At 47.9% G+C, this 25,612-nt stretch carries 20 protein-coding genes and 1 tRNA gene; 15 read left to right on the forward strand and 6 right to left on the reverse strand.

Annotated elements, in window-relative coordinates; translation table 11 throughout:
• Window positions 1-73: 73 nt before the first annotated feature.
• From DW896_RS10230 to DW896_RS10250, 5 genes are all read left to right on the forward strand, one after another.
• Window positions 74-3,307, forward strand: a complete 3,234-nt coding sequence (locus DW896_RS10230; RefSeq protein WP_057089051.1) for a TonB-dependent receptor — start codon at window positions 74-76, stop codon at window positions 3,305-3,307.
• A 15-nt stretch (window positions 3,308-3,322) separates the two neighbouring features.
• The gene (locus DW896_RS10235) at window positions 3,323-5,113 is read left to right on the forward strand and encodes a RagB/SusD family nutrient uptake outer membrane protein (protein ID WP_022402014.1); all 1,791 of its coding nucleotides are present in this window, start codon (window positions 3,323-3,325) and stop codon (window positions 5,111-5,113) included.
• A gap of 27 nt (window positions 5,114-5,140) precedes the next feature.
• On the forward strand, window positions 5,141-6,076 hold the full coding sequence (locus DW896_RS10240) for a hypothetical protein (protein ID WP_016274291.1): 936 nt from the start codon (window positions 5,141-5,143) through the stop codon (window positions 6,074-6,076).
• Window positions 6,077-6,088: 12 nt separating this feature from the next.
• Window positions 6,089-7,216, forward strand: a complete 1,128-nt coding sequence (locus tag DW896_RS10245) for a glycosyl hydrolase family 18 protein (protein WP_016274290.1) — start codon at window positions 6,089-6,091, stop codon at window positions 7,214-7,216.
• Window positions 7,217-7,392: 176 nt separating this feature from the next.
• Window positions 7,393-8,673 carry a hypothetical protein gene (locus tag DW896_RS10250; protein WP_034522666.1) on the forward strand — a complete coding sequence of 427 codons (1,281 nt, stop codon included), beginning with the start codon at window positions 7,393-7,395 and terminating at the stop codon, window positions 8,671-8,673.
• Between the two features lie 80 nt (window positions 8,674-8,753).
• Here DW896_RS10250 and DW896_RS10255 read toward each other — a convergent pair whose 3' ends face one another.
• A complete protein-coding gene (locus DW896_RS10255) occupies window positions 8,754-10,079 on the reverse strand; it encodes an OmpP1/FadL family transporter (RefSeq protein WP_005831520.1) in 1,326 nt (441 codons plus the stop codon).
• Window positions 10,080-10,313: 234 nt separating this feature from the next.
• On the opposite strand from DW896_RS10255, the gene DW896_RS10260 reads away from it, so the two are divergent.
• The 7 genes from DW896_RS10260 (at window position 10,314) to DW896_RS10290 (ending at window position 15,497) form a co-directional block, all read left to right on the forward strand.
• Window positions 10,314-11,315, forward strand: coding sequence for a 2-hydroxyacid dehydrogenase (locus DW896_RS10260; RefSeq protein WP_005832453.1), 1,002 nt, complete (start codon window positions 10,314-10,316; stop codon window positions 11,313-11,315).
• A gap of 99 nt (window positions 11,316-11,414) precedes the next feature.
• Complete coding sequence (locus DW896_RS10265) at window positions 11,415-12,119, forward strand: pirin family protein (RefSeq protein ID WP_005832454.1); 705 nt, start codon at window positions 11,415-11,417, stop codon at window positions 12,117-12,119.
• 82 nt (window positions 12,120-12,201) lie between these two features.
• Complete coding sequence (locus tag DW896_RS10270) at window positions 12,202-12,936, forward strand: MBL fold metallo-hydrolase (RefSeq protein ID WP_005831526.1); 735 nt, start codon at window positions 12,202-12,204, stop codon at window positions 12,934-12,936.
• Between the two features lie 39 nt (window positions 12,937-12,975).
• Window positions 12,976-14,121, forward strand: coding sequence for a DUF4468 domain-containing protein (locus DW896_RS10275; protein ID WP_044468423.1), 1,146 nt, complete (start codon window positions 12,976-12,978; stop codon window positions 14,119-14,121).
• 49 nt (window positions 14,122-14,170) lie between these two features.
• A complete protein-coding gene (locus DW896_RS10280) occupies window positions 14,171-14,548 on the forward strand; it encodes a VOC family protein (RefSeq protein ID WP_025834860.1) in 378 nt (125 codons plus the stop codon).
• 29 nt (window positions 14,549-14,577) lie between these two features.
• On the forward strand, window positions 14,578-14,763 hold the full coding sequence (locus DW896_RS10285; RefSeq protein ID WP_008664928.1) for a hypothetical protein: 186 nt from the start codon (window positions 14,578-14,580) through the stop codon (window positions 14,761-14,763).
• The gene (locus tag DW896_RS10290; protein ID WP_035448866.1) at window positions 14,760-15,497 is read left to right on the forward strand and encodes a bifunctional 2-polyprenyl-6-hydroxyphenol methylase/3-demethylubiquinol 3-O-methyltransferase UbiG; all 738 of its coding nucleotides are present in this window, start codon (window positions 14,760-14,762) and stop codon (window positions 15,495-15,497) included. The genes DW896_RS10285 and DW896_RS10290 overlap by 4 nt, the downstream gene beginning before the upstream one ends.
• Before the next feature lie 74 nt (window positions 15,498-15,571).
• Here DW896_RS10290 and DW896_RS10295 read toward each other — a convergent pair whose 3' ends face one another.
• The 4 genes from DW896_RS10295 to feoB all read right to left on the reverse strand — a co-directional run bounded on the left by DW896_RS10295 (window position 15,572) and on the right by feoB (window position 19,064).
• Entirely contained in the window at window positions 15,572-16,108 is a 537-nt protein-coding gene (locus DW896_RS10295; RefSeq protein WP_005831535.1) for a TlpA disulfide reductase family protein, read from the reverse strand.
• 129 nt (window positions 16,109-16,237) lie between these two features.
• Window positions 16,238-16,309 (reverse strand) — tRNA-Cys (locus DW896_RS10300).
• 68 nt (window positions 16,310-16,377) lie between these two features.
• On the reverse strand, window positions 16,378-16,596 hold the full coding sequence (locus DW896_RS21680) for a hypothetical protein (RefSeq protein ID WP_117652606.1): 219 nt from the start codon (window positions 16,594-16,596) through the stop codon (window positions 16,378-16,380).
• Window positions 16,593-19,064: a ferrous iron transport protein B gene (gene feoB, locus DW896_RS10310; RefSeq protein ID WP_117652613.1), complete on the reverse strand. Its 2,472-nt coding sequence runs from the start codon at window positions 19,062-19,064 to the stop codon at window positions 16,593-16,595. The genes DW896_RS21680 and feoB overlap by 4 nt, the downstream gene beginning before the upstream one ends.
• Before the next feature lie 346 nt (window positions 19,065-19,410).
• On the opposite strand from feoB, the gene tilS reads away from it, so the two are divergent.
• Complete coding sequence (gene tilS / locus DW896_RS10315) at window positions 19,411-20,679, forward strand: tRNA lysidine(34) synthetase TilS (RefSeq protein WP_005832470.1); 1,269 nt, start codon at window positions 19,411-19,413, stop codon at window positions 20,677-20,679.
• Between the two features lie 3 nt (window positions 20,680-20,682).
• Here the strand turns inward: tilS and DW896_RS10320 are convergent, their stop codons facing one another.
• Window positions 20,683-21,516 carry a 4Fe-4S binding protein gene (locus DW896_RS10320; RefSeq protein WP_057253123.1) on the reverse strand — a complete coding sequence of 278 codons (834 nt, stop codon included), beginning with the start codon at window positions 21,514-21,516 and terminating at the stop codon, window positions 20,683-20,685.
• 292 nt (window positions 21,517-21,808) lie between these two features.
• Between DW896_RS10320 and rho the strand changes: the two genes are divergently transcribed.
• Window positions 21,809-23,845 carry a transcription termination factor Rho gene (gene rho, locus DW896_RS10325; protein ID WP_119993198.1) on the forward strand — a complete coding sequence of 679 codons (2,037 nt, stop codon included), beginning with the start codon at window positions 21,809-21,811 and terminating at the stop codon, window positions 23,843-23,845.
• A 133-nt stretch (window positions 23,846-23,978) separates the two neighbouring features.
• Window positions 23,979-25,445, forward strand: coding sequence for a sulfatase (locus tag DW896_RS10330; RefSeq protein WP_005831557.1), 1,467 nt, complete (start codon window positions 23,979-23,981; stop codon window positions 25,443-25,445).
• Window positions 25,446-25,612 lie beyond the last annotated feature (167 nt).

Consider the following 25,612-nt stretch of genomic DNA (forward strand, 5'->3'; position numbering starts at 1 on the left):
GACACTATTAGTGTCATCTTCTATTCAACCTATTTATTTTGAGATCCATTAGCTTAAACAAAAAACATCTATTATGAATGAAAATCGTAAACGAGGAACATCGAACAACAAAATCCTCACAGCAATTGCCATCGCCTCCCTATTTATAGGAAGCAGCAAAATCATGGCAATAGAGACCTACTCGGAAAATTCATTCGGAGTGACAGAACAGATGCAGGCACAAACAGCCCGCGGTATTGTTGTCGACCAGAATGGAGAGCCTATCATCGGAGCAAGTATCTTGGAAAAAGGTACTACCAATGGAGTTACCACCGACTTATACGGTAAATTCTCGCTAAACGTAAAAAGAGGTGCCACCCTGGTCATTTCCTACATCGGTTATAAGACGCAGGAAGCCAAAGCAGATGCCAACATGAAAATCACCCTTACAGAAGATTCCGAACTACTGGATGAAGTAGTTGTTGTCGGTTACGGTGTACAGAAAAAGAAACTTGTCACCGGCGCCACTGTACAAGTGAAAGGAGAAGACATAGCCAAGCTGAACACTGTGGATGCCCTGGGCGCTTTGCAGAGCCAGTCACCGGGTGTCAACATCACGCAAAACAACGGCTTCCTGGGTTCGGGCTTTAAGGTGAATATCCGCGGTATCGGTACTACCGGAACCTTCTCCCCGCTTTATGTGGTAGATGGAGTTGCCAACGGTAGCATCGACGGGCTGAACCCGAGTGACATTGAATCTTTGGACGTCTTGAAGGATGCCGCTTCCGCCGCCATCTATGGTGCGCGTGCTGCCAACGGCGTTATCCTGATTACCACCAAACGAGGTAAAACCGGCGTTGCCGAAGTCAGTTACGATGGCTATGTCGGTGTGCAGAACCTCTACAAAATCCCTACTATCCTCAATGCCCAAGAGTACATGATGATGCAGGATGAAGGCCGTGTAATGGACGGATTGAGTCCGTACAACTGGGCGACCTATATTCCGGAAAGGGATTTGCAGGCCATACAGAACGGAACATGGAAAGGGACAAACTGGCTGAAGGAAGTGCTGAATGAAGATGCGTTGGTACAGAACCACGCAGTCAACATCACCGGAGGAACAGACCGTTCCAGATATGCCATAGGTATTTCATACACCAACCAAGAAGCTACCATGGGAGTTCCCGGCGAATTTCCAGAAATGAACCGCTACAACTTCCGCGTCAACTCGGACCACGTAGTCATGAAAAAAGGCAATCTTGACTTCTTGAAAGTGGGCGAAACCATCAACTACAAATATTCGCAAACGCAAGGTTCATTCGGAACCGGCGGCATTTATTGGAACGGAGTGCACAATATGCTCATCATGAGCCCGTTGATGCACCCTTACAATTCAGACGGGGGCTACTACCTCTATGCAGACCAGGAAAAGGATAACTACAAATGGGATATCTCCAACGGAGCCAATAAAAACCCGATAGCTTATCTGGACTACTATATGAACCAGAACCTAAGCAAGTCCCATTACATGCAGAGCAGCTTCTATGCAGAACTGCAACCCATCAAGAACCTGCGTATCAAGAGCCAGTTCGGTTACATCATGGGAGCCTCCAGTTATCGTTCCTATTTGCCGAGATTCGATTATCTGAGTGCGTCACTCAACAACGCAGAAGACAAGGTTACCCAATCCATGTCTATGTATAACCGTTGGTCATGGGACAATACAGCCAACTACATCTTCAATATCGATGACCACAACATCGACGTCCTGGTAGGTCAGAGTATTGAAAAATGGGGTATGGGAGAAGAAATGAGCGGTTCAGCCATAGGCTCAAACTTCTATGATTTCAAGCACGCTTATTTGTCCAATGTTCCATTGACCGCCAACAGTGTGTCCTCCTTGACTGGCAAGCCTAACGGGGAAGGTTCCATCGCCTCCTTCTTCGGACGTGTCAACTACAACTATCAGGAGAAATACATGGCTTCTGTCATCATGCGTGCGGACGGTTCCTCCACTTTTGCCCGCGGACACCGCTGGGGATACTTCCCTTCAGTATCCGCCGGATGGGTTATCAGCAACGAGTCCTTCATGTCAGGAATCAAATGGCTGGACTTCTTAAAGCTGCGTGCTTCCTGGGGGCAAAACGGTAACTGTAATGTATCTACTTTCCAATATCTTTCACTGATAACTTCCAACAATGGATATGGCGGTTATACGTTCGGCGACTCCATGGACCTCATCAGTACCGGTTCATACGCCTACCGACTGACCAACCCGGACCTTACCTGGGAAACACAGGAGCAATTGAATTTCGGTATCGATGCACGCTTCTTGAACAACCGCCTGGGCTTTGAATTCGACTGGTATAACAAAAATACCAGAGACTGGCTGGTTACGGCTCCGGTACTCTCTTCCTTCGGTGCCAATGCAGTGTCCGTCAATGGCGGTAATGTAAAAAACACGGGTATTGAAGTAGGACTCCACTGGAACGACAACATCGGAAAGGATTTCCAATATGGAGCCAACCTGACCCTTGCTCACAACAAGAATGAAGTGACCAAGATTGCCAACAAAGACGGAATCATCCACGGTAGCGGCAGCGTTCTGTGGGAAGGAGCCGAAGAGTGCTTCCGTGCTGAAGTAGGCAAACCCATCGGCTACTTCTACGGCTACAAGAGTAACGGCATATTCCAGAACCAGGAACAGATAGACAACTACAAAGGTCCGAAACTGAACGGCGACAAGACACAGCCGGGTGACGTAATCTGGGCAGACACCGACAATAGCGGTACGCTCGATGCCAATGACCGTACTATGATAGGTAACCCGAATCCCGACCTGACAATGGGACTTTCCCTGAATGCCAGCTGGAAGGCCATTGACTTCTCAATCACTACTTACGGCGCATTCGGCCAGCAGATTCTGAAGTGTTATCGTGACTTCTCCTCCTCACCCTTGAATAACTATACAGCAGAGATATTCCAACGCTGGCACGGCGAAGGTACGTCCGACAAGTTCCCGAGACTGTCCAGCGCTTCCAGCTCCAACTGGAACAGAGTATCAGACATTTATATCGAAGATGGAGACTATCTCAAGATAAAGAACATCACTGTGGGGTTCGACTTCAAGAAAGCATTCAAAAAGTTACCGGTACAACAGCTGCGTCTGTATCTGACCGCACAGAACCTCTTTACCTTCACCGGCTATTCCGGTATGGACCCGGAAATCGGTTACGGCGGCGACGATTATGGTTGGGCATCAGGCATCGACCTGGGCTACTACCCCAGTGCACGTACCTATATGATAGGCTTAAATGTAAAATTCTAATTAACCGAAGAAATTATGAAAAAGATATTATTCATAGCATCAGCAATACTGATTCTTCTTTCAGGATGCGAAAACTTCCTCGATTCGGAACTTCTGACCGAAAAGACAACCGCCAACTTCCCGGAGACAGAAAAGGATGCCCAAGAGATGGTGACGGCCATATACGCCCATCTGTTGTTTGAAAGTCCTGAAACCTCTTCCCAGTATTACATTGCCCAGTTGGCAGGTGACGACTGTCTGGGAGGCAACCTCTCCTACTCCAACAACTGTGCCACCAACTTCCTTATGTACAGTGGCAATCTGAATACATTTGCCGGCATCTGGGACCGTTGCTACACCCTTATCAACCGTGCCAACAATGCCATCAACACAATGGAGAATGTGAAATCATGGTCCAGCGAGAGCGAACGTAACCGACTTTTCGGTGAGTCCTACTTCCTGCGTGCCATGGCTTATTATGAGCTGGCACAAGTCTTTGGCGGAGTTCCTTTACGCACCACACTGGAAAGTACCAACCTGCCGCGTGCATCCGTAGACGAAATCTACACCCAGATTGCAGCCGACTTGAAAAACGCTATCGAAATGATGCCGGCAAAGATTTATCCGAAAGGCTCAGACATGACCGGACACGCTACAAAATATGCTGCCGAAGCCATGATGGCACGTGTATTCCTTTTCTATACCGGACGCTACGAAAAAAACGAACTCCCCAACGGAACTACCAAAGAGGAGGTCATCTCTTGGATAGATGACTGTGTAAACAACTCCGGTCATAAACTGGTGTCCGACCAACGCAACATCTGGGCCTACACCAACGATGCTACCGAAGACAATACCGAAGGGTTCCGTTACCAATACGTTATCAACCATAACCTGAAATGGGAAGGAAACAGTTCCGACGAAACTTTATTCGCCAACAAACATAACCTGAAATCCGACTGGACCTATACCTGGTTCTCCAACACATGCGCGCAATTCTATTCACCGTCTGCCGACAACTATTCCAACAAAGACAGTTATCCCTTCGGCACCGGTTGGGGAGCTGGCCCCGTATCTCCGGCTATGGTCAACGAATGGAAAGACTGGGCCGCCAAGCAGACCTATACGGACGGTTACAAGGAGGATCCCCGTCTGACCGGTTCCATATGGTCGTACAAAGCACTTGATCCGAATGTTGCCGGCAATGTGCTGATGGACTGCACCATGGACGAGGGTGAACCGGAATATACCGTATCCTATCGTTACTATGAACAAACCGGCTATTTCCAGAAAAAATACATCAATATCAATTCCTACAATGAAGGCAAAATCGAACCTTTCGGCAAGCAGATGTTCCCCGGAATATCTTCGCAGACATCCCAACAGCTACTCCAAATTGCCGACTTGATTCATATCCGTTTTGCCGACGTCCTGCTCATGCAGTCCGAGCTGAAACAAGACGCTACGGGTCTGAACAAGGTACGTGCCCGCTCCCACTTGGCTCCGGTGGCCTACTCCCTGGAAGCCATCAAGCAGGAACGCCGCTGGGAACTTGCATTCGAGTCCATCCGCTGGTGGGATATCCTTCGCTGGTCGGGTCCTTCGCTTGAGGAAGCCGGTGACATACTCAACAAACAGACCGGGTTCAATATAATAAATGCCGCTACGGTGGTACCGATGGTAAAATTCGACTATAAGAAACGCCTACAAGCAACCCAAGGCTACTGGCCCATTCCGCAAGACGAAATCGACATCTCCAATGGAGTCCTTGAGCAGAATCCAGGCTGGGATGCATCTGCCCAGTTCTCGGATTGGAACAATATGTAAGAGTATTAACCTATAAATAAAGACAATATGAAAGTAACAAAAATATTGATAGCAATGCTTGCTTCAGCCTTCATCGTTACTGCATGCGATCCTATCGAAGACGAAGACTTGCGAGACAAATATGTGACTGATGCCGGTACACCCATAACCAAAGAGGCATTACAAGCCGCCATATCCATTACCCAACCCTTCCCCAACCAAGACGGAGTAGTGGAAGGCGACCAGTATATAGCCCTGAAAAACTCCCGCCCGGACATTGGCGGTTCATGGCACATAGAATGGGGGGGCGAAGGAAGTAAACAAAGTAAGACTCTGGTCACGGACAACGCTACGGTCATCATGGAGTCCAATGCGGACTATTCCATCTACTATATGGGCATTTCCGCCAATCAGATTATCAAGACAGATCCGGTTGTAGTGACTGTGACCAATGTATTCGACGATTGGTCCACTTACTTCACCGGTGCAACCGACAAGAGTGACAAATCTGCCAAGAAGACCTGGAAATTCCGTGAAGTCAGCTGGGGTTCCGTCTGCAATATGGGGGCTCATGGAGGCTGGAAATATACCAGTGCAGGCTATACTCCCGAATCAAATTTTGCCTGGTGGGCCAATGTCACTGCCGCCGAAGCGGGAGACCAGTCCATGGTATTCGAATTCGACGGAAACAAGATGAAAACCTATGATGCCAGCGGAAACCTGAAGGCAGAAGGTACTTTCTCCTTCACACACGAAAAACCGGAAGACGGAGTACTGGGTGAACTGATAACAAGTATCCCCACCATCGGAGGAAATTATGACGACAACGGACAAAGCGTAGGCAGCAACAAATTTTGGCTGCTGACACTGGATGAGAACTATATCACAATCTATCATCCCGGCAAGTATAGCGGTGGTGTGGATTGGGACGACAGCGGCTGGTATGCTTATTTCAAGACTGAAGCAGAAACCGATTCTGAATAATATGCACTCTCTATGAAAAGGAAACTGCTATTTATAATAGCTACTGTCTTTCTAGTAGCCGCATGTCACAATGACGACTACATGCCCGGACTGCCAGCTCCGGGAAATGAAGACAACGAGACCGAAATGGCCGAGCAGGTTGCAGGCCGGGTTGCATTGGGCTACGTCACTTATTATGGCACATCCATACCCGATGCCAAATACCTGACCCACATAAACTACGCTTTTGCAGAATTATATGTTAAAAACGGAATTTATGAAAAGTTTGGCCTGCAAGGTGATAAATCCCGTTTTGATAAGGTAAAGAAAATAAAGAGCCAGTATCCACATGTGAAGATATTACTCTCTTTTACCAATAGCGTTTCCAATACTGACAATTCCCAGGACGGAGGTTTCTCCGCCCTGGCGAAGAGTCCGGAAATGCGCAAGCAATTCGCACAAGACTGCAAAGCCTTTGTTTCGAGTGAGGGCATAGACGGTATTGACATTGACTGGGAATTTCCCGGTATGACCTTCGGCAGCAATGCCTATGACGAGTTGGTAGATGTGGAAAACTTCACCCTATTGATGAAAGACCTGCGTGCAGCGTTGGGGCAGTCCACCCTATTGACCTATGCAGGTTATTGCATGGACAAGCGTCCCCAAGGCGAAGGCTATAAATATATTGATGTAAAGGCCGTAGACCCGTATGTAGATTTCGTCAATATCATGGCCTATGATCTGGTTGATGCCCCCCAGCATCAATCAGCATTGAACAAGCCAAGTAATTACTGGGACTGCCAGCGTTCCGTAGACGAATACCTGAATGCAGGGGTATCTGCCGACAAATTAGTGTTGGGAATTCCGTTCTACGGAAGAGCCGATTTCAATGCCGGCGGCAGCATCAATTATCGGGATATTCTCAACCTGAGTAAGGATGACGGCTATGTCATCGAAAATTGGGATACAGAAGGCAATGTCCCCTATGTCACCAAAAACGGCAGTTTCTACTGTGGTTACGACAATCCCCGCAGTATTGCCGCAAAAGGTGAATGGATATTAAAAAATGGCATGAAAGGCATGATGTTCTGGGATTATGAAGGCGATGACACCATGGGAACTCTACGCAAAGCGCTGTGGAATGCCGTCATGAAAAAATAAGTAACTTAACACACATTCTCAGGAGGTTATTCCGGAAATTAGGGTAAGGGTAATTTTGCATACGATCTTCATTCAAGGCAAGAATACTGACGGAATAACCTCCTTTCCTCCTCCAAGACTACAAAACCTTTTTTCATTTAAGTTGTTGAAAGCACATTCATCAAAACCTAACTTAAATGAAAACAATCTTAAAAGCAATGTTTCTGTTGTGCGTAGCCGGACTTCCCTTGTCCACTATCCATGCACAAAAAAAAGAGATCATCGATGACGAAGCCCCCAACGGCATTGTCATAGTTACCATCGACAAAGCGGGCGACGAGATTATCCGCATCATGAATGAGTCACAATTGCCTTACATCCATGACCCGAAAGCTCCCCGCTTCCTATTGATGGACAAACAAGGCAAATTCGCCCTGGGTATCGGAGGGTATGTCCGTGCCACCGGCGAGTATGATTTTGGAGGTATTGTGGATGATATTGACTTTGTTCCTGCCAACATTCCAAGCAGTAGTAAAATCAAAAATCAATTTCAAATGGATGCCAGTACGGCCACTATCTTTCTGAAATTAGTCGGACACACCCGGCTATTGGGTGACTTCACAGTCTATACAGCCGGAAATTTCCGAGGAGGAGACAAAACATTCCAGCTACGGAATGCTTATATGTCATTCCGAAATATAACGGTGGGATATACTTACGGCGGTTTCATGGACTTAGGCGCCCTCCCCTCCACCATTGACTTCCAGGGGCCCAACGGTGCCACGTTCTACCGCGCTACACAATTGTCATATACTTATAAAGGGCTGAAAGACTTTCGTTTCCAAGCTTCCATCGAGGCGCCTGCCGTTGACGGCACAACAAGCAGCCAATTCGAAATTGCCCAGCAACGCATGCCGGACTTCACAGCTTCGGCACAATACAGTTGGAACAGCAGCAGTCATTTGCGTGTAGGAGGTATCATCCGCAGCATGACATATACCAGCACGGAAAGGGACAAGGCTTCCAGCGTCACCGGATACGGTGTACAAGCCTCAACGACCTTTAACCTCGGTAAAAAATGGCAGGCATTCGGACAAATCAACTATGGTAAAGGTATCGGGCAATACCTGAATGACATCAGTAATCTGAACGTCGATATTGTCCCCAATCCCGAAAAGGAAGGCAAAATGCAGGCATTGCCCATGCTGGGCTGGTATGCAGGTCTACAATATAACATTTCTCCAAAGGTATTCCTTTCAAGCACTTACAGCATGTCCCGCCTTTACTCTGAAGACGGTTATCCCAACGACCTGCCAAGTACCTACCGCTACGGACAGTATTTCGTAGCCAACGTATTCTGGAACGTAACCCCGAACATGCAGGTAGGCGCTGAATATCTGCGTGGCTGGCGCACCAACTTCGACAATTCCACCAACCATGCCAACCGTATGAACCTGCTTGTACAGTATTCTTTCTAATCCAATATAAAATAAGAAAGAAGCCGCCTCAAATCGATATTTGAGACGGCTTCTTAATATATAAAGGTAGGATTGTGAAATCAGAACTTATAGTCAACACCAAGACCAAACACTTTATTAGTACGGCTATAAACATTCTTGGTGGTTTCACTTATCTTCTTTGTATAATCATCATAGTTTGTCCAAAAATAGGCTATATTCATAGTCAAATGCTTTGTCATTTTGATGGCAGCACCAAACCCCAGTGAATAAGAGTCACATGAAAAACTTATATCACTCTGAAAATCATCAGCCAAGCCATAATCTGTACGCTGATAACCACCACTGATGGTCAGCTGTTTAGCTATATCCCATTCTGCACCAATCAAAATTTCATGTGTGCCATGCTTCAACGCTTTCTGCTTATCATTGGCCATCCCTGCCGCTTTATCAAAAAAATGGTGATATTCCAGCGTTGCACGAAGCGTAGGAAGGAATTCATAACCAACAGCTGCAGTCAATAATGCAGGGATATCACTCGGAGTATTCACACCATCCTTATAGTCAGCCAAAGGATTCCCTTCATCTCCCATAGCAGTTCCCATTGCACGCACTTCAGCTTTTTTGGTTTTATTTTCGAGATTAAGACTTGTCATAAACTCGTACTTCAACCCAATATTCCATTTGCCCAACTTCACATCAGCTCCCAAGATAGGGGTCAATCCCCAGCCGGTCTGGTCGCAGTCTAAATCGATACCAACCAATTCCATGCCACCATAAGTAGGAATATTACTGTGTGCTGTTGCAGTCAGAAATCCTTCATACCCACCGGTAAAATAATTCATACGTCCACCGGCAAACACACCTAACCAATCATTAACTTGATACGACAACCCCAATTGCACACCATAAATAAACTGGCTTCCATCCATTGCACTATTGATAGAATACATATTGGGAGTGATTTGACCACCCGAAATAGTATGGACTTGTCCCATCACCATTGAATCGAACATACCCAAACCATCATCAAACGATGCCTTACCGCCACCACCTACAACAGCAAAGCTACCGGAAATAGTCCAGTCTCCTTTTTTATATGCACCTTGAAAACTAGGAATGAAAGGAGCAGAAGCTTTTCCTTTATAATAACGTGTATTCCCATCTTCAATAAACAAGGGAAATGTCGCTTTTATGTTACGGGTCTGATAAGCACTTTGTCCATTCAAAGACAAATAGAGACCATCTTCCGGCAAAAAGGCCAAACCAGCCGGATTAGAATAGACACCGTCAATATCAATGGAAGCACCACGCGCTAACATTCTAAGAAAAGATACATGCTGATTTGTATTTGTTAGGATACCACCCGCAAAAGTTGGAATTGAAACGATTAACATCGCAATGCCAATCAACGAAAATTTTCTCATCTAAATCTTTTTTAATTGTTTTCGGGCGCAAAGGTACAATAATATTGCACATAAAAAATAGTTTTGTGCATAAAGTTATCCTAATATAATACTTTCATTGAAATACCAAATAGTTTCTGATGAAACAAATGGAAATAATTATCATTTTATGAATCCTTCCGGCCACTGAACCATATCAACTTTCCACTTGTTATCTCCCTATAATTATGTAACATTTAAAAAACAACAAATCTCATGGCATACACTATCGCATTTTTTGGCAGCAAACCTTATGATGAAGCGTCTTTCAACGAAAAAAACAAGGAATATGGTTTTGAGCTCCGCTACTATAAAGGGCATCTTAACAAGCACAACGTTATTTTAACCCAAGGAGTAGATGCAGTCTGTATTTTCGTGAACGACACGGCCGATACCGAAGTTATCCGTCTGATGGCAGACAACGGCGTGAAATTATTGGCGTTGCGCTGCGCCGGCTACAACAATGTAGATTTAAAGGCAGCTGCCGACTGTGGCATTACCGTAGTGCGTGTCCCTGCTTACTCCCCTTATGCCGTAGCAGAATATACCGTTGCCCTGATGTTATCCCTCAACCGTAAAATTCCACGTGCCACCTGGCGGACACGAGACGGAAACTTCTCGCTGCACGGACTTCTGGGCTTCGACATGTACGGAAAAACTGCAGGCATCATCGGCACGGGAAAAATAGCCAAGAAACTGATATGTATCCTGCGTGGATTCGGCATGAATATTCTTGCCTACGACCTCTATCCCGACTATAATTTCGCCCGTGAACATCAAGTGGTATATACCAGCCTGGATGAGCTATATCACAATTCGGATATCATCTCCCTGCACTGCCCGCTGACTGAACAGACCAAATATCTCATCAACGACTATTCCATCAGTAAAATGAAGGACGGAGTAATGATTATCAATACCGGACGTGGACAACTCATCCATACCAACGCCCTGATTGAAGGACTAAAAAACAAGAAAATCGGCTCTGCCGGCCTGGATGTGTACGAAGAGGAAAGCGAATACTTCTATGAAGACCAATCGGACAAAATCATTGATGACGATACCCTGGCGCGGCTACTGTCCTTCAATAATGTCATCGTCACTTCGCACCAGGCCTTTTTCACACGCGAGGCACTGGCAAACATTGCTTCGACAACCTTGCAGAACATCAAAGATTTTATGAACCATAAGCCACTGGAGAACGAGGTCAAGGCATAGTCCCCACTCATTTATAAATTCTTAGACATCGGTTTTTAAACTTTATAGCTTTCCAAAGCGTTACTAGTACATAAACCATTTTAAGAAAAGGAATAAATTATGAAAAAAGTTATAGACAAATCAGACAGCAGAGGTCATTCCCTATATGATTGGCTTGACAGCCACCACACCTTCAGTTTCGACGAGTATTACAATCCCCGCCGGATGAATTTCGGCGCCTTGCGTGTACTGAACGACGACCGTGTGGCTCCGGGAAAGGGCTTCGGCACACATCCTCATAAAAATATGGAAATCATCTCCATTCCCCTGAAAGGGAAACTGAAACATGGGGACAATCATCAGAACAGCCGCATCATCATTCCGGGAGATATACAAACCATGAGCGCCGGCACCGGCATCTACCACAGCGAAATGAACGGCAGTGACACTGAAGCGGTAGAATTCCTGCAAATCTGGGTGATGCCCGAAAAGCTGAACACACCACCCGCATACCAGGACTTCGACGTACGTCCACTCCTGCGCAAAAATGAAATGGCACTAATAGTATCCCCTGACGGCGATGCTCCTGCCAGACTGCTACAACAGACCTGGTTCTCTATCGGTGAAATAGAAGCCGGAAAGAAGATTGACTACCACATGCACCAATCGCATTCCGGTGTATACATCTTCGTAATGGAAGGTGAAGTCAAAGTGGACGGCACAATACTCTCACGCCGTGACGGAATGGGAGTATACGAAACCGGCAGTTTTGAGCTGGAAACATTGAAAGACTCTCACATTCTCTTCATAGAAGTACCGATGTAGCGTGCTTTTGCATAAAATAACAGCTTAAACCGGAAGTTTGTGTAGCGTTTTTTGTAATATTGCGCTATAATTCAATCCGTAAATGAAACTTGATTACATCTACCATAGCGGCTTCGCGATTGAAGCGGACGGAGTGACGGTCATTATCGATTACTATAAAGATTCCTCGGAAGAGGTTTTCAATAAAGGTATCGTGCACGACTATCTCTTGGAAAAGCCGGGCGTACTCTACGTACTATGCTCGCATTTCCATCCCGACCACTTCAATCGCGAAGTTCTTTCATGGAAAAAACTGCGGCCCGACATCCGCTACATATTCTCCAAAGACATCCTGAAGCACCGCCGCGCCTCAGCGGAAGATGCCACCTACATCAATAAGGGCGACACCTACGAAGACGAACATATCCGTATCCAGGCCTTCGGTTCTACCGATGTGGGTATCTCCTTCCTGATAGACCTGCAGGGCAGGCGACTGTTCCATGCCGGTGACCTAAACAACTGGCACTGGAGCGAGGAATCTACTCCGCAGGAAATACGCAAGGCCGAAGGTGACTTTCTGGCCGAAGTGAGAGAGCTGCAGCAAACTGCACCTGCCGTAGATGTAGCCATGTTTCCGGTGGACAGCCGTATCGGAAAAGATTATATGCGTGGAGCAGAACAATTCGTGGAACGAATAAAAATCACTATATTTGTACCGATGCACTTCAGCGAAGATTATCAGGGAGGCAACGCCTTCCGGCAGTTTGCCGAGAGCAAGGGATGCCGCTTTCTGAGCATTGCACACCGTGGTGAAAGTTTCGAACTCCCCAACTTGTAGCCCATAATTCGTAAATTAATAATTAAAACACATACTATTATGAAAAATTTGACACAACTTCTTTTTACACTGTTTTGCCTTTGTCTGCCGGCCATGCTGCAGGCGCAGGATAAGGACGACAGTAAATATCTGGCCGGTGCTGTTCCCGAGGTGGACGGCAAAGTGGTATTCACCAAAGAATTCAGCATCCCCGGCATGTCTCAGGATGAAATCTACGAACGTCTGCTCGGCTGGATGGATGCCCGTCTGAAAGAGAATGAAAATACCAGCCGTGTAGTATTCTCAGACAAAGAGAAAGGACAAATTGTAGGTATCGGGGATGAATGGATTGTATTCAGTTCTACGGCTCTGTCATTAGACCGTACCAAAATCCTTTACCAGCTGACTGTGACCTGCCAACCCGAAAAGAGCGTGCTCGAAGTAGAAAAGATACGGTTTAACTACCGCGAAGGAAAAGAAAAATATACCGCCGAGGAGTGGATTGTAGACAAGTATGCCTTGAACAAGGCGAAGACCAAACTGGTACGCGGACTTGCCAAGTGGCGCAGAAAAACCGTAGACTTCGTTGATGACCTTTGCCTGGGAGCAGCAGAAGCATTGAGCGCCACCACTGCCAAAGCTCCGGTAGAAGAAAAGAAGGAAGAAAAGAAAGAGGTGAAAGCTGTCGTCAATTCCGGTCCGACGGTAATCACCCCGAAGAAACAAGTTACCGTGGAACCTGCCCAGGCTGCTGAAAAGGCATCCGAAGGCATCGTGAAAGATGCCCAAGTCATCGAAGTGCCCCAAGTCAAGAAACCTGCCGCACTGGTTCCTGCCCAAAAGAGCCAGCAGCAAGAATACAAGACCATAGCCCCCGAGCAATTGTCAGCCGATGCCATCCAGACCGGAGCAGGCAAATTGGTTATCGTCATCGGCCAAGAGCCTTTCAACATGACCATGATGACAGCAAACTCCGGAGGTTCTTTGGGCAAAGTCAACGGCAAACCAGTTGTATTCAGCATACTGTCGCCCGACCAGCCGTATGAACAAATGGAAAAAGCAGAAAGCTATACCATCCGTTTCTATCCTACGGGACAGACAGAGCCTACGGTTATTCTGGAATGTAAGAAGCTGCCTTCACCGGCAACGATGGAAGGTATGCCACGCACGTATGTAGGCGAAATTCTGAAAGCAATGGTCAAATGACCGCACACGCAGACTGCAAATTGTAAATAATCAAATCAGGAATAAACAAATGGAAATAAAAAGTAAATTCGACCATTTTAATATCAATGTCACCAACCTGGAACGTAGCATCGCATTCTACGAAAAGGCACTGGGCCTGAAAGAACATCATAGGAAAGAGTCGTCCGACGGCTCTTTCACTCTGGTCTATCTGACCGACGGCAGTACCGGCTTCCTGCTGGAACTGACCTGCTTGAAGGAGCACCCACAAGCCTACGAATTAGGAGAGAACGAGAGTCACCTCTGCTTCCGCGTATCCGGCGATTACGACGCCATACGCCAATACCATAAGGAAAACGGATGGGTATGCTTCGAAAACACTGCAATGGGACTGTACTTTATCAATGACCCGGATGACTATTGGATTGAGGTACTGCCGGAGAAATGATATTTTACATCACTAAAACAACGAAATATATGAGTATAGAAGAAGCGATGATGGGTGGTATTGTCTTCAAAGGCAAAAAGGACAAACCTAAAGAAGAAAACAAGATAAAGACCAAAGCCAAGAAGAAAACCTACATTACCGGGCAACACGGTTCCGCCTCAGCCAAAATGAAAGCAGAAATCCGCCGCAAACGCGCTAACAGACATAAGAAATGATAAATACAGCCTTATTGCCTGCCGACAAGGACCCGATGGGCGCAGCCATAGCCGATTACTTCAAACGGCATAAAGCCGACCGCCTACGCGTGTTCTCTTCACAATTCGATGAGGACGAAATTCCCGTCGAAGAGCTATTCCGCACAGAAAAGCAAATGCCCTTGCTGGAGCGTACTGCTCTGCAAATGGCAACCGGAAGGATTTTGGATGTGGGTGCCGGCAGCGGTTGCCATAGCCTTACCCTGCAAGAAGCCGGAAAAGAGGTCCATGCCATCGACATTTCCCCGCTTTCCGTGGAAGTGATGAAGCAGCGAGGTGTGCGTAGCGTGTCACAAACCAATCTGTTCAATGAACAGTTTGCCGATGAATACGACACTATCCTAATGCTGATGAACGGTTCCGGCATTATCGGAAAATTGGAGAATCTGCCTGATTTTTTCCGGAAGATGAAGCTGCTGCTCCGGCCTGGAGGCTGTGTTTTAATGGATTCCAGCAACCTGAGCTATCTGTTCGAAGAGGAAGATGGCAGTATTGTTATCAACCTTGCCGGTGATTACTACGGAGAGGTAGACTTCCAGATGCAATACAAGAATGTCAAAGGCGACTCCTTTGACTGGCTCTATATCGACTTTCAGACCCTGAGCATCTATGCTGCCGAAAACGGCTTCAAAGCAGAGCTGGTGAAAGAGGGTACACATTATGACTATCTTGCCAAACTATCCCGACAAGCATAAAAGTGAAGTGCCCCCTAAAAGTTTTTGTCTAACTTTTAGGGGGCACTTCCTTTTTTATATCTTGCCTATTCCTACTATTCAGAAAGCATCCCGTCAATCTCCTTCACCAGAGAAGCAAATTCTTCAGGGTTATACAGACGTGTCAGCTTCACAATACGCCCTTCCTTATCAATCAGGACATTGCGTGTGATACCTGCCTTGCGGAGCGCATACTTCGCAAATATATCCGCTCCCGGGTCCAGACCCAAAGGATAAGTCACTCCGGTTGACTTACCAAAAGCAATCACTTTCTCCAACGGCTCGTCACGGTCGATGCCAATCAGCATAAAATCCGGATTCGACTTATGCTTCAGCCATATATCCTTCTCAATGAAAGGCATCTCCTTACGGCATACCCCACACCAGCTCGCGGTAAACTGCAACATGACCACCTTCCCACGAAGTCCCGAAAGGGTAATGCTTTTCCCATCCGTCAGCTTCACTGTAAAATCTGGAGCCATCTCCCCTACCTTAACGATGTAGCCGGTACTGTCCGCCACTACATCCTGCGCCTTGCCTGCCATGCTGCACATAGCAAACAGACAGAAAATCAGAAATCCAACTTTTTTCATTTTATTCAATCTTTAATAAGTAAGCTGTAACTATTCAGCGAATGATATTTTATAGAATGGGTAAACAATTCCCTATAACAAAAAACTCCGAAACACTTTTAAAAAGCAGTTTCGGAGTTTTATTCTTCGAGGTACCTGGCAGATTCGAACTGCCGTACACGGTTTTGCAGACCGCTGACTAAGCCACTCATCCAAGGTACCGGTTCTTACAAGAACTCTTTATTTCTCGTTTGCGGATGCAAAGGTAGCACTTTTTTTGAAACTACCAACTATCCGCAACAACTTTTCTTCTTTTTTTTCGTCACTCCACTACACTCTGCACGCTTCTTATCATACAAATTCTTTAGTTCACAGCCACTTGCACAGCTATCACACGGATTATCATTTTCTTTGACCCTATGAAAAAAAGAATAAATACTCATTCCAATCCGCACAGCGCAGAGCAACAACAATAAGGCTACTACCCACTCCTGCCAACTATTCATCATAAAAACAGACCTCCTATCTGATAAATTGCGAAAGACATCAGCCAGGCCAGCGCAGTAGTATAAAGCCCCGCAAACACAGCCCACTTCCAACTGCCCGACTCCCCTTTAATGGCTGCCAACGTGGCGATGCACGGAAAATAAATCAGCACAAACACCATGTAACCGAAAGCCACCAGGGGCGTTATCGGAATGCGTTCACCCAAGCTTACGGCATCTGCCTCGGCATCGTCGGCATAAAGCACTCCGAGCGTGCTTACCACCAGCTCCTTGGCGCCCACGCCGGAAAGGATGCCGATGCCCAGCTTCCAGTCGAATCCCAACGGTTCGATGACCGGTTCCATGGCTTTACCAATCCGGCCGATGTAGGAATTCTCCTGCTGTTCCGTCACACTTTCATATTCATCGTGGTTGGGATAATATCCCAATGCCCAGATAACGATGGATGCCACCATAATGATGCCTCCCATCTTGCGGAGATACTGCGCCCCCTTCTCCCACGTATGGCGGAAGATGGCCTTGGACGTCGGCATACGATAAGGCGGCAGCTCCATGACAAACGGCGTATCGTCTCCTTTCACCAGAAAGCGGCAGAAAAGACGTGCCATGACCACTGCCAACAGAATGCCGATGGCATAGATTACTAACAGCACAAAGCTCGCATTGTTCGGAAAGAAGGCGCCTACCAGCAATAAATAGATGGGTAGACGGGCGCTGCACGACATCAGCGGATTGATGAGCATCGTCACCAGACGGCTCTTGCGGTTCTCAATGGTACGCGAAGCCATAATGGCGGGCACATTACACCCAAAGCCCATAATCAGCGGAATGAAAGACTTTCCATGCAGCCCCATTTTATGCATAATCTTATCCATAATGAAAGCGGCACGTGCCATATAGCCCGAGTCTTCCATCAAGGAAATAAAGAAATAGAGCAACAGAATATTCGGCAGGAAAACAATGACACCGCCCACACCTCCGATAATACCATCCACCAGAAGGTCCTTCAGCGGTCCTTCGGACATGTTGTTGCGTATCAGGTCGCCCAATTCGCCTACCAGCCATTCAATCCCCTGCATAGGATAGTCGCCCAGCACAAAGGTGCCTTCGAACATCAGATAAAGGAAAAGGAAGAAAATGGGATAGCCCCATACGCGGTGGGTAACGATTGAGTCTATGATTTGAGTGGTCCGCGACGTATCCTGATGATTGTCCACATAGGTCTCGCGCAGGGCACCGGCTATAAAACCATACTTGGCATCGGTGATGGCCTGCTCGCTCTCCTCGTTCACCACCTCGGCAATCCGTGCCTCTTCCCGGTCGCGGACGGCAAGAATCTCCTTTCCATTGGGCAACTCTTCCACAATCTTTTTCAAGTCTTCGTCGTTCTCCAGCAACTTGATGGCAAGGAAACGCGTGGAATATTTGTGGCGGATGTTCTCATTGACGCTGATGACGCGCTTCACCTCCTCAATGCTACGTTCCAGCTCGGGACCGTGATTGATATGGATATGACGGTAGAAGCCACGCGGCTGTTCTATCTCTTCTTTATGGCTGCCGAAGTCATGGTCGGGAACATACTCCTGATGCCAGCTGCGAAGGTCACTCAATATCTCGCTGCGCATCCTGCCCTTATGGTCGAGGAAGTCGCCGCCTTCGTAAATATTGATAATCACATGGAACAGCTGTTCAATGCCTTTTCCGCTACGGCTGACCGTAGGCAACATCGGAACTCCGAACAACTGGCTGAGCTTCACATAATCCAGCGTGTTTCCACTGGCTTCCAGCTCATCGTACATGTTCAGTGCAATCACCATGCGCACGTTCATGTCAATCAGCTGGGTGGTGAGATAGAGATTGCGTTCCAGGTTGGAAGAGTCCACAACATTGATAATGATATCCGGCGTTTCATTGATAATGTGCCGGCGGACATAGATTTCTTCAGGGGAGTAGGCCGAGAGGGAATAGGTTCCGGGAAGGTCGACAATACGGAAGTGGTAACCTTGGAAATCAAAATACCCCTCCTTGGCATCTACCGTAACGCCACTGTAATTGCCCACATGCTCGTGCGAACCGGAAGCGATGTTGAAAAGAGAAGTTTTACCACAGTTGGGATTTCCCACCAAAGCCACATTTATGGTGCGGCGTTTGCCGAGGGCCAGTTGCTTCAGCTCATCTTCGCCCAGATGCATGTTTTCGCCCAACCCCTCGTGGTAATCGGGCTGCACAGCCTGCTCCTTAGCTTCCTGCTCACTGATAATCTCTATCATCTCAGCCTCCTGCCGACGAAGAGAAATCTCATATCCCATTACTTTGTATTTGATAGGGTCGCGTAGTGGGGCATTCAGCAAGACCTCCACTGTTTTACCTTTAATAAATCCCATTTCCACAATCCGTTTGCGGAAACCACCGTGTCCCAGCACTTTTACGATTACACCTTTTTCACCGGTATTCAATTCGGACAAACGCATAGTCTTTCTGCCTTTCTTTTCTATTTTGGGGGCAAAGATAATACTTATGTCCGCAAGGCACAAATAATTTAGAATGTTTTTAAATAAGAGACACTAAACAATAATGCCCAGAAGGCAGAACACTACTTCCAGAGATACTAAATCGTAACTTCACCACACCTTTGTTCTTTTCTTACCACAGCTGTGGTAAGAAAAGAACAAAGGTGTGGTATGCATAAAACACAGCTGTGGTAAGATTAGCTTTTAGCAAATACGACCTTAGCCGATAGAGATTCTGAAAATAGATACTTGCAGATATGGCAATAAAAATCGTTTGCACTATCTTTGCACCACTCTATAGTTGAATATGCAGAAGGTAGTACAATACATCGAGCGCCACAAGCTCTTCTCGCTGGACGACAAGATACTTGTGGCACTGAGCGGCGGGGCGGACTCCGTGGCGTTGCTGCGCCTGCTCCTCAGCCTGGGATACACATGCGAAGCCGCCCATTGCAACTTCCATCTGCGCGGAGCGGAATCCGACCGCGACGAGCACTTTGTACGCCAGCTCTGCCTGGAGCACCGGGTGACGCTGCACACCGTCCACTTCAACACGGAGCAGGAAGCAAAGGAACGGCATATCTCCATCGAAATGGCTGCAAGGGAATTGCGCTACGCGTGGTTCGAAAAAACAAGGGAAGCATGCAGTGCAGCTGTCATTGCCGTCGCCCACCATCAAGATGACAGTGTAGAGACATTGCTGCTCAATCTGATTCGCGGTACCGGCATCAACGGATTGCGGGGTATACGCCCCCGAAACGGACATATAGTCCGCCCCTTGCTCTGCCTGGACAGAAAGGAAATCGTCGGTTATCTGGAAAGTATCGGGCAAGCCTACGTGACGGACAGCACCAATCTGCAGGACGAATATACCCGCAACAAAATACGCTTGAACCTGCTTCCCATGATGCAGGAGATAAACCCCTCCGTCAAGGAAAGCATCCTCAAAACGGCAGAGCATCTGGACGATGCCGCCTCTATATATAATATAGGTATAGAAGAAGCCAAACTGCGAGTCAAGACACCGGAAGGCATAAGTATCGGCGCCCTGAGGCAAGAAGCGGCACCGGAAACGGTCTTATTTGAAATTCTGCATCCGCTTGGATTCAACGCCGCACAAGTAAGGGACATCTGCCGGACATTGGACGGACAGCCCGGCAAAGTCTTTGCCACCCCCGGCTGGCGTGTCATCAAAGACCGCGGCTCGTTGTTGATAGAACCCGTACAGGAAGCCGTAAAGCCGTTATTGGAAATGAAAGAGCATCCCTATGCACCGGATTTCATGATTCCACGCGACAAAGCTACCGCCTGCTTTGATGCCGACAAACTCCAGCATCCCCTATCACTGCGCCTTTGCAGGCAGGGAGACAGCTTCGTGCCCTTCGGCATGAAAGGCCGGAAGAAGGTAAGCGACTACCTGACCGACCGCAAGTTCTCCCTTCTGCGCAAAGAACGGCAATGGGTGCTTTGCTGCGGAGATGACATCATCTGGCTGGTGGGAGAACGGGTGGACAACCGTTTCAGAATAGACGAAAAAACCCGGAAAGTGTTGGTCGTATCAACCATCGACCAGTAGCCATCACAGAATGATTCTGTCCTCCTTCTGTTTCTTGAAGCAATCGGAAAGCAATACGGCAAACGGCGTGTCATACGTGCGCGCCTTCTGCGGACAGCCTTTCACACAAGCACAACATTTGATGCATTTCTCTGCAACCGTATTGCACTCGTCTCCTTTTATAATGGCTCCTGCAGGACAATGCTTCACGCAATATCCGCAATGCGTACAACGTTCCGCATCCACTTGCGGAGTACGGGGCATAGGCACCCCACTCTTACGCAACTTGACGACTCTGCGCAAAAAGCGGAGCAACGGGAAGAAAGGCTGGCGCGGACGCTGGATACGGGTCACATCCACCCCATACAGTTTCTCCATATCTTCGGCCGCCGCAATTTTAGCACGTATTTTTTCACCAAAAAGCTTTGCATACTCCAAGTCGTCCGCATCCGGACGTCCGGCTGCCACCGGATATTTCTCACTGCTATAAGAGTGCTCTCCTACAAACGTAGCACCTGCAATTACCTTGAAGCCCAACTTCGTGACAAAAGCATCCAATTCCACCAAAGCCTTCTCATAGGCCCGGTTGCCGTACACCACCACAACCACGGCAGGTGCACCGTCAGCATGAAGCTCCTTCATCCGCTCCAATGCCAAAGGAGCCACATGGCCGCCATATACGGGCACCGTGATGACCGCCAAAGCATGGGAAGGTACCTCCCTTTTACCCGCCGCCTCCAAGGTGAGGTCCACTTTGGAGACAGACGAAATTCCCGTTCCGTGAACAATTGCCTCTCCCACTTGTTTAGAGGTACAAGTAGGTGAAAAAGTTATCAACTGTACTTCATCTATATTCATAAACCAATCCTTCATGTTGTTGTTAATACAGCAAAGATAAAGTTTTAAATTTAAAAAAAAGATGATTTGTTTATGAAACCAAAAATATTTATTACCTTTGCACCGTTGAAACATTCTGCGACTTCTTGCTGTGGCAAGAATTGTTTATCAGATTTCCGGTTCAATAATAAATATCCCATATAAATCATATATCACAAGGTAAACTTGCCCAAGTTGCTTCCTACAACAACTGCAACTGTGCACTTATGCCTTTCAATAAAAGTAAATTTTAAACCATTCACATATATACTGTATGTATAACATCATTCAACTGAACGACAAAAATTTGTCGGAACTACAAACTATTGCCCAAGAACTGGGTATAAAAAAAACAGACTCACTCAAAAAAGAAGAACTTGTTTACAAGATACTTGACGAACAAGCTATCGCAGGCGCTACCAAGAAAGTTGCCGCCGACAAGCTGAAGGAAGAGCGTAAAGGGGAAAAGCAAAAACGCTCGCGCGTCACTGTAAAGACCGTAAAAAAGGAAGGTGCCGACAAAGTGTTCTCAGCCAATAAAAACGGAAACCTCACCAAAGCCAAAACAGAGGAAGCACCGGCTGCGAAAGAACAACCCAAAACTGTGGAAGCACCCCAAGAACCGACCATAGAAGCTGCAACGCCGGCGCCAGCCAAAGAAGCCGCCGTACCCAAACGCAAACCGGGACGCCCCCGCAAGGTAAAGGAAGAGACTGCTGCACCCCAAGCAACGGAAACCCCGAAGGTTGCCGAACCGGAATTGAACTTCGAGGCTAAAGCTCCGAAAACAGAACCTCAGGCAGAAGCCAAAGCAGAAAAGAATATCGTACCGGACGAAAGCCCTATCCTGGCCGAAGCGGCAGATGACTTCATCCCCATTGAAGACCTCCCTACGGAAAAAATAGAATTGCCATCCGAACTTATCGGCAAATTCGAAGCGACCAAAGCGGAAACTCCCGCCACTCCCACTCCTGCCGCTGCCCCAGCCGAACCGCAACAGCCACAACGCCCGCGCCTCCGCGCCCGCGACAACAACCCATACAATAACAACAACAATAACAACCGCAACGGTGGCTATAACCAACAGCGCCCCGTGCAGCAGCGCCCTGCACAACCGTATAACAACGGAGAGAACTATCCCGCCGCTCCGGAACGCAAACCCGTAATAGAACGCGAGAAGACGTACGAATTCGATGACATCCTCACCGGAACCGGTGTACTGGAAATCATGCAGGATGGCTACGGCTTCCTCCGTTCCTCCGATTACAACTATTTGTCCTCACCGGACGATATTTACGTATCACAATCACAAATCAAATTGTTCGGCCTGAAAACCGGTGATGTGGTAGAAGGCGTAATCCGTCCCCCGAAAGAAGGCGAAAAGTACTTCCCGCTGGTAAAAGTATCCAAAATAAACGGACGTGACCCGGCTTTCGTACGCGACCGCGTACCGTTCGAGCACCTCACCCCCCTCTTCCCGGACGAGAAGTTCAAGCTTTGCAAAGGTGGATACTCCGACTCTATGTCGGCCCGTGTCGTAGACTTGTTTGCCCCCATCGGTAAGGGCCAGCGTGCCTTGATTGTGGCACAGCCCAAAACCGGTAAGACCATCTTGATGAAAGACATTGCCAACGCCATTGCCGCCAATCATCCGGAAGTCTACATGATTATGCTGCTCATCGACGAACGCCCGGAGGAAGTTACCGACATGGCGCGTACCGTCAATGCGGAAGTAATCGCCTCTACCTTCGACGAACCGGCAGAACGCCACGTGAAGATTGCCGGCATCGTCCTTGAAAAAGCAAAACGCATGGTGGAATGCGGACACGATGTTGTCATCTTCCTCGACTCCATCACCCGCCTGGCACGTGCCTACAACACCGTATCCCCGGCTTCCGGCAAAGTGCTTTCCGGTGGTGTGGATGCCAACGCATTGCATAAGCCCAAACGCTTCTTCGGTGCAGCACGTAACATCGAGGGCGGCGGTTCACTGACCATCCTTGCCACTGCCTTGATTGACACTGGCTCAAAGATGGACGAGGTTATCTTCGAAGAATTCAAGGGTACGGGTAATATGGAGTTGCAGCTCGACCGCAACTTGTCCAACAAGCGTATCTTCCCGGCTGTCAACATCGTTGCCTCCAGCACCCGCCGCGACGACCTGCTGCAAGACAAGCAGACACTGGACCGCATGTGGATTCTCCGCAAGTACCTTGCCGACATGAATCCGATAGAAGCCATGGACTTCGTAAAAGACCGTCTGGAGAAGACCAAAGACAACGACGAATTCCTGATGAGCATGAACAGTTAACAGCAACTGCATACAGATATTGTACAAAAGCTTCCATTTACGTTCATAAACGTAGGTGGAAGCTTTTTTTATATCCGTTTTTTCATACATTTGCCACCATACAATAACCTTGAACAAATAAAATCCAAATCTGATGAAAACGATTCACTCTTTTATGGGAATGGCATTGTGCAGCTTTCCGGTAATGGCACAGCAATCGCCCAATTTTCTTATTATCCAATGCGACCATCTGACCCAGCGGGTAGTAGGCGCATACGGTGCCGACCCCAGCTGCACTCCACCTATAGACCGAATTGCCTCCCAAGGTGTAACATTTGCCAACGCATACGTGGGATGCCCCCTCAGCCAACCGTCACGCGCTGCCTTATGGAGCGGACTGATGCCGCATCAAACCAATGTACGTTCCAACTCGGCCGAACACATCAATCCTCCGCTGCCCGACAGCATTCCGACCCTGGGAAGCCTCTTCACCGCCAACGGTTATGAGGCCGTCCACTTTGGCAAAACCCATGACATGGGTTCCCTAAGGGGATTCCGCCACAAGGAACCGGTTGCCAAGCCCTTCACCGACCCCGAATTTCCCGTCAACAATGACAGCTTTCTGGATGTAGGAACCTGCGAGGATGCCGTGGCCTATCTCAGCAATCCGCCGCAAGAACCTTTCATCTGCATAGCCGATTTCCAAAACCCGCACAATATCTGCGGATATGTAGGCGAAAATAAAGGGGAGCACATAGATAGCCCCATCAGTACCCCACTCCCGCTACTACCCGAAAACTTTGAAGTGGAAGACTGGGAAAAACTTCCGTTGCCCATTCAGTACATCTGCTGCAGCCACCGGAGGATGATGCAAGCCGCCCACTGGAACGAGGACAATTACCGGCACTACGTCGCCGCCTTCCAGCATTACACGCGGATAGTGGCCAGACAGATAGAGAGTGTACTGGAAGCCCTCTACTCCACTCCCGCCGGCAAAAATACAATTGTCATTGTACTGGCAGACCACGGAGACGGAATGGGGTCACACCGCATGGTAACCAAGCAGGTCAGCTTTTACGAAGAAATGACAAATGTGCCCTTCATCATAGCCGGTCCCGGTATTCATCCCCGTCAAAAACCGGTGGAAGATTTACTGACCCAACCCACTATCGACCTGCTGCCCACTCTCTGTGAACTGGCAGGCATTCCGGTGCCTTCCTCCAAGCCCGGCATCAGCCTTGCCCCTTTCCTGAAAGGCGAGAAGCAAAAGAGACAGCACCCCTATGCAGCCTCCGAATGGCACAGTGAATACGAAGTGACCGTCAGCCCGGGACGGATGATACGCAGTCCCAGATACAAATACACACACTATCTGGAAGGCAACGGGGAAGAACTGTATGATATGCTGAAGGATAAAGGAGAAAGACGAAACCTTGCCCATGACCCCAAATACTCAAAGATTCTGGCCGAGCACCGGGCACTGCTGGACGACTACATCCGCCGCACACAGGACGACTACCGAAGCCTGAAAGTTGAAGCCGACAAGAGATGGCGCAGCCACGCACCGGGATATCCCAACCACGAAGGACCCTGCGCCAGAGACATTATCAATAGAAAGTAAGCAAAAAGAACTAAAAAAAACAGAATAATATAGATGATTATCAGTGCCTTGACCGGCACTTCCATTCTTTTCGCCCATCCCGCTGCAAGTCTTCAATAATATTCTGCTTCAAAAGAAGGCAGTTAAAGGGATTTTTTGTACTTTTGCGCCTCAATAAGAGTAATTTG

Origin of the sequence: Bacteroides sp. AM41-16 (assembly GCF_003603495.1) — a bacterium.
Taxonomy (GTDB): Bacteria; Bacteroidota; Bacteroidia; order Bacteroidales; family Bacteroidaceae; genus Bacteroides; species Bacteroides uniformis.

Coding starts and splice junctions, on each gene's coding strand:
- feoB (WP_117652613.1), bottom strand. CDS start 19,064: ATGCGTTTGTCCGAATTGAATACCGGTGAAAAAGGTGTAATCGTAAAA.
- DW896_RS10255 (WP_005831520.1), bottom strand. CDS start 10,079: ATGAGAAAATTTTCGTTGATTGGCATTGCGATGTTAATCGTTTCAATT.
- DW896_RS10235 (WP_022402014.1), top strand. CDS start 3,323: ATGAAAAAGATATTATTCATAGCATCAGCAATACTGATTCTTCTTTCA.
- DW896_RS10250 (WP_034522666.1), top strand. CDS start 7,393: ATGAAAACAATCTTAAAAGCAATGTTTCTGTTGTGCGTAGCCGGACTT.
- DW896_RS10330 (WP_005831557.1), top strand. CDS start 23,979: ATGAAAACGATTCACTCTTTTATGGGAATGGCATTGTGCAGCTTTCCG.
- DW896_RS10295 (WP_005831535.1), bottom strand. CDS start 16,108: ATGAAAAAAGTTGGATTTCTGATTTTCTGTCTGTTTGCTATGTGCAGC.
- DW896_RS10260 (WP_005832453.1), top strand. CDS start 10,314: ATGGCATACACTATCGCATTTTTTGGCAGCAAACCTTATGATGAAGCG.
- DW896_RS10320 (WP_057253123.1), bottom strand. CDS start 21,516: ATGAATATAGATGAAGTACAGTTGATAACTTTTTCACCTACTTGTACC.
- DW896_RS10230 (WP_057089051.1), top strand. CDS start 74: ATGAATGAAAATCGTAAACGAGGAACATCGAACAACAAAATCCTCACA.
- rho (WP_119993198.1), top strand. CDS start 21,809: ATGTATAACATCATTCAACTGAACGACAAAAATTTGTCGGAACTACAA.
- DW896_RS10270 (WP_005831526.1), top strand. CDS start 12,202: ATGAAACTTGATTACATCTACCATAGCGGCTTCGCGATTGAAGCGGAC.
- DW896_RS21680 (WP_117652606.1), bottom strand. CDS start 16,596: ATGATGAATAGTTGGCAGGAGTGGGTAGTAGCCTTATTGTTGTTGCTC.
- DW896_RS10280 (WP_025834860.1), top strand. CDS start 14,171: ATGGAAATAAAAAGTAAATTCGACCATTTTAATATCAATGTCACCAAC.
- DW896_RS10240 (WP_016274291.1), top strand. CDS start 5,141: ATGAAAGTAACAAAAATATTGATAGCAATGCTTGCTTCAGCCTTCATC.
- tilS (WP_005832470.1), top strand. CDS start 19,411: ATGCAGAAGGTAGTACAATACATCGAGCGCCACAAGCTCTTCTCGCTG.
- DW896_RS10275 (WP_044468423.1), top strand. CDS start 12,976: ATGAAAAATTTGACACAACTTCTTTTTACACTGTTTTGCCTTTGTCTG.
- DW896_RS10245 (WP_016274290.1), top strand. CDS start 6,089: ATGAAAAGGAAACTGCTATTTATAATAGCTACTGTCTTTCTAGTAGCC.
- DW896_RS10290 (WP_035448866.1), top strand. CDS start 14,760: ATGATAAATACAGCCTTATTGCCTGCCGACAAGGACCCGATGGGCGCA.
- DW896_RS10265 (WP_005832454.1), top strand. CDS start 11,415: ATGAAAAAAGTTATAGACAAATCAGACAGCAGAGGTCATTCCCTATAT.
- DW896_RS10285 (WP_008664928.1), top strand. CDS start 14,578: ATGAGTATAGAAGAAGCGATGATGGGTGGTATTGTCTTCAAAGGCAAA.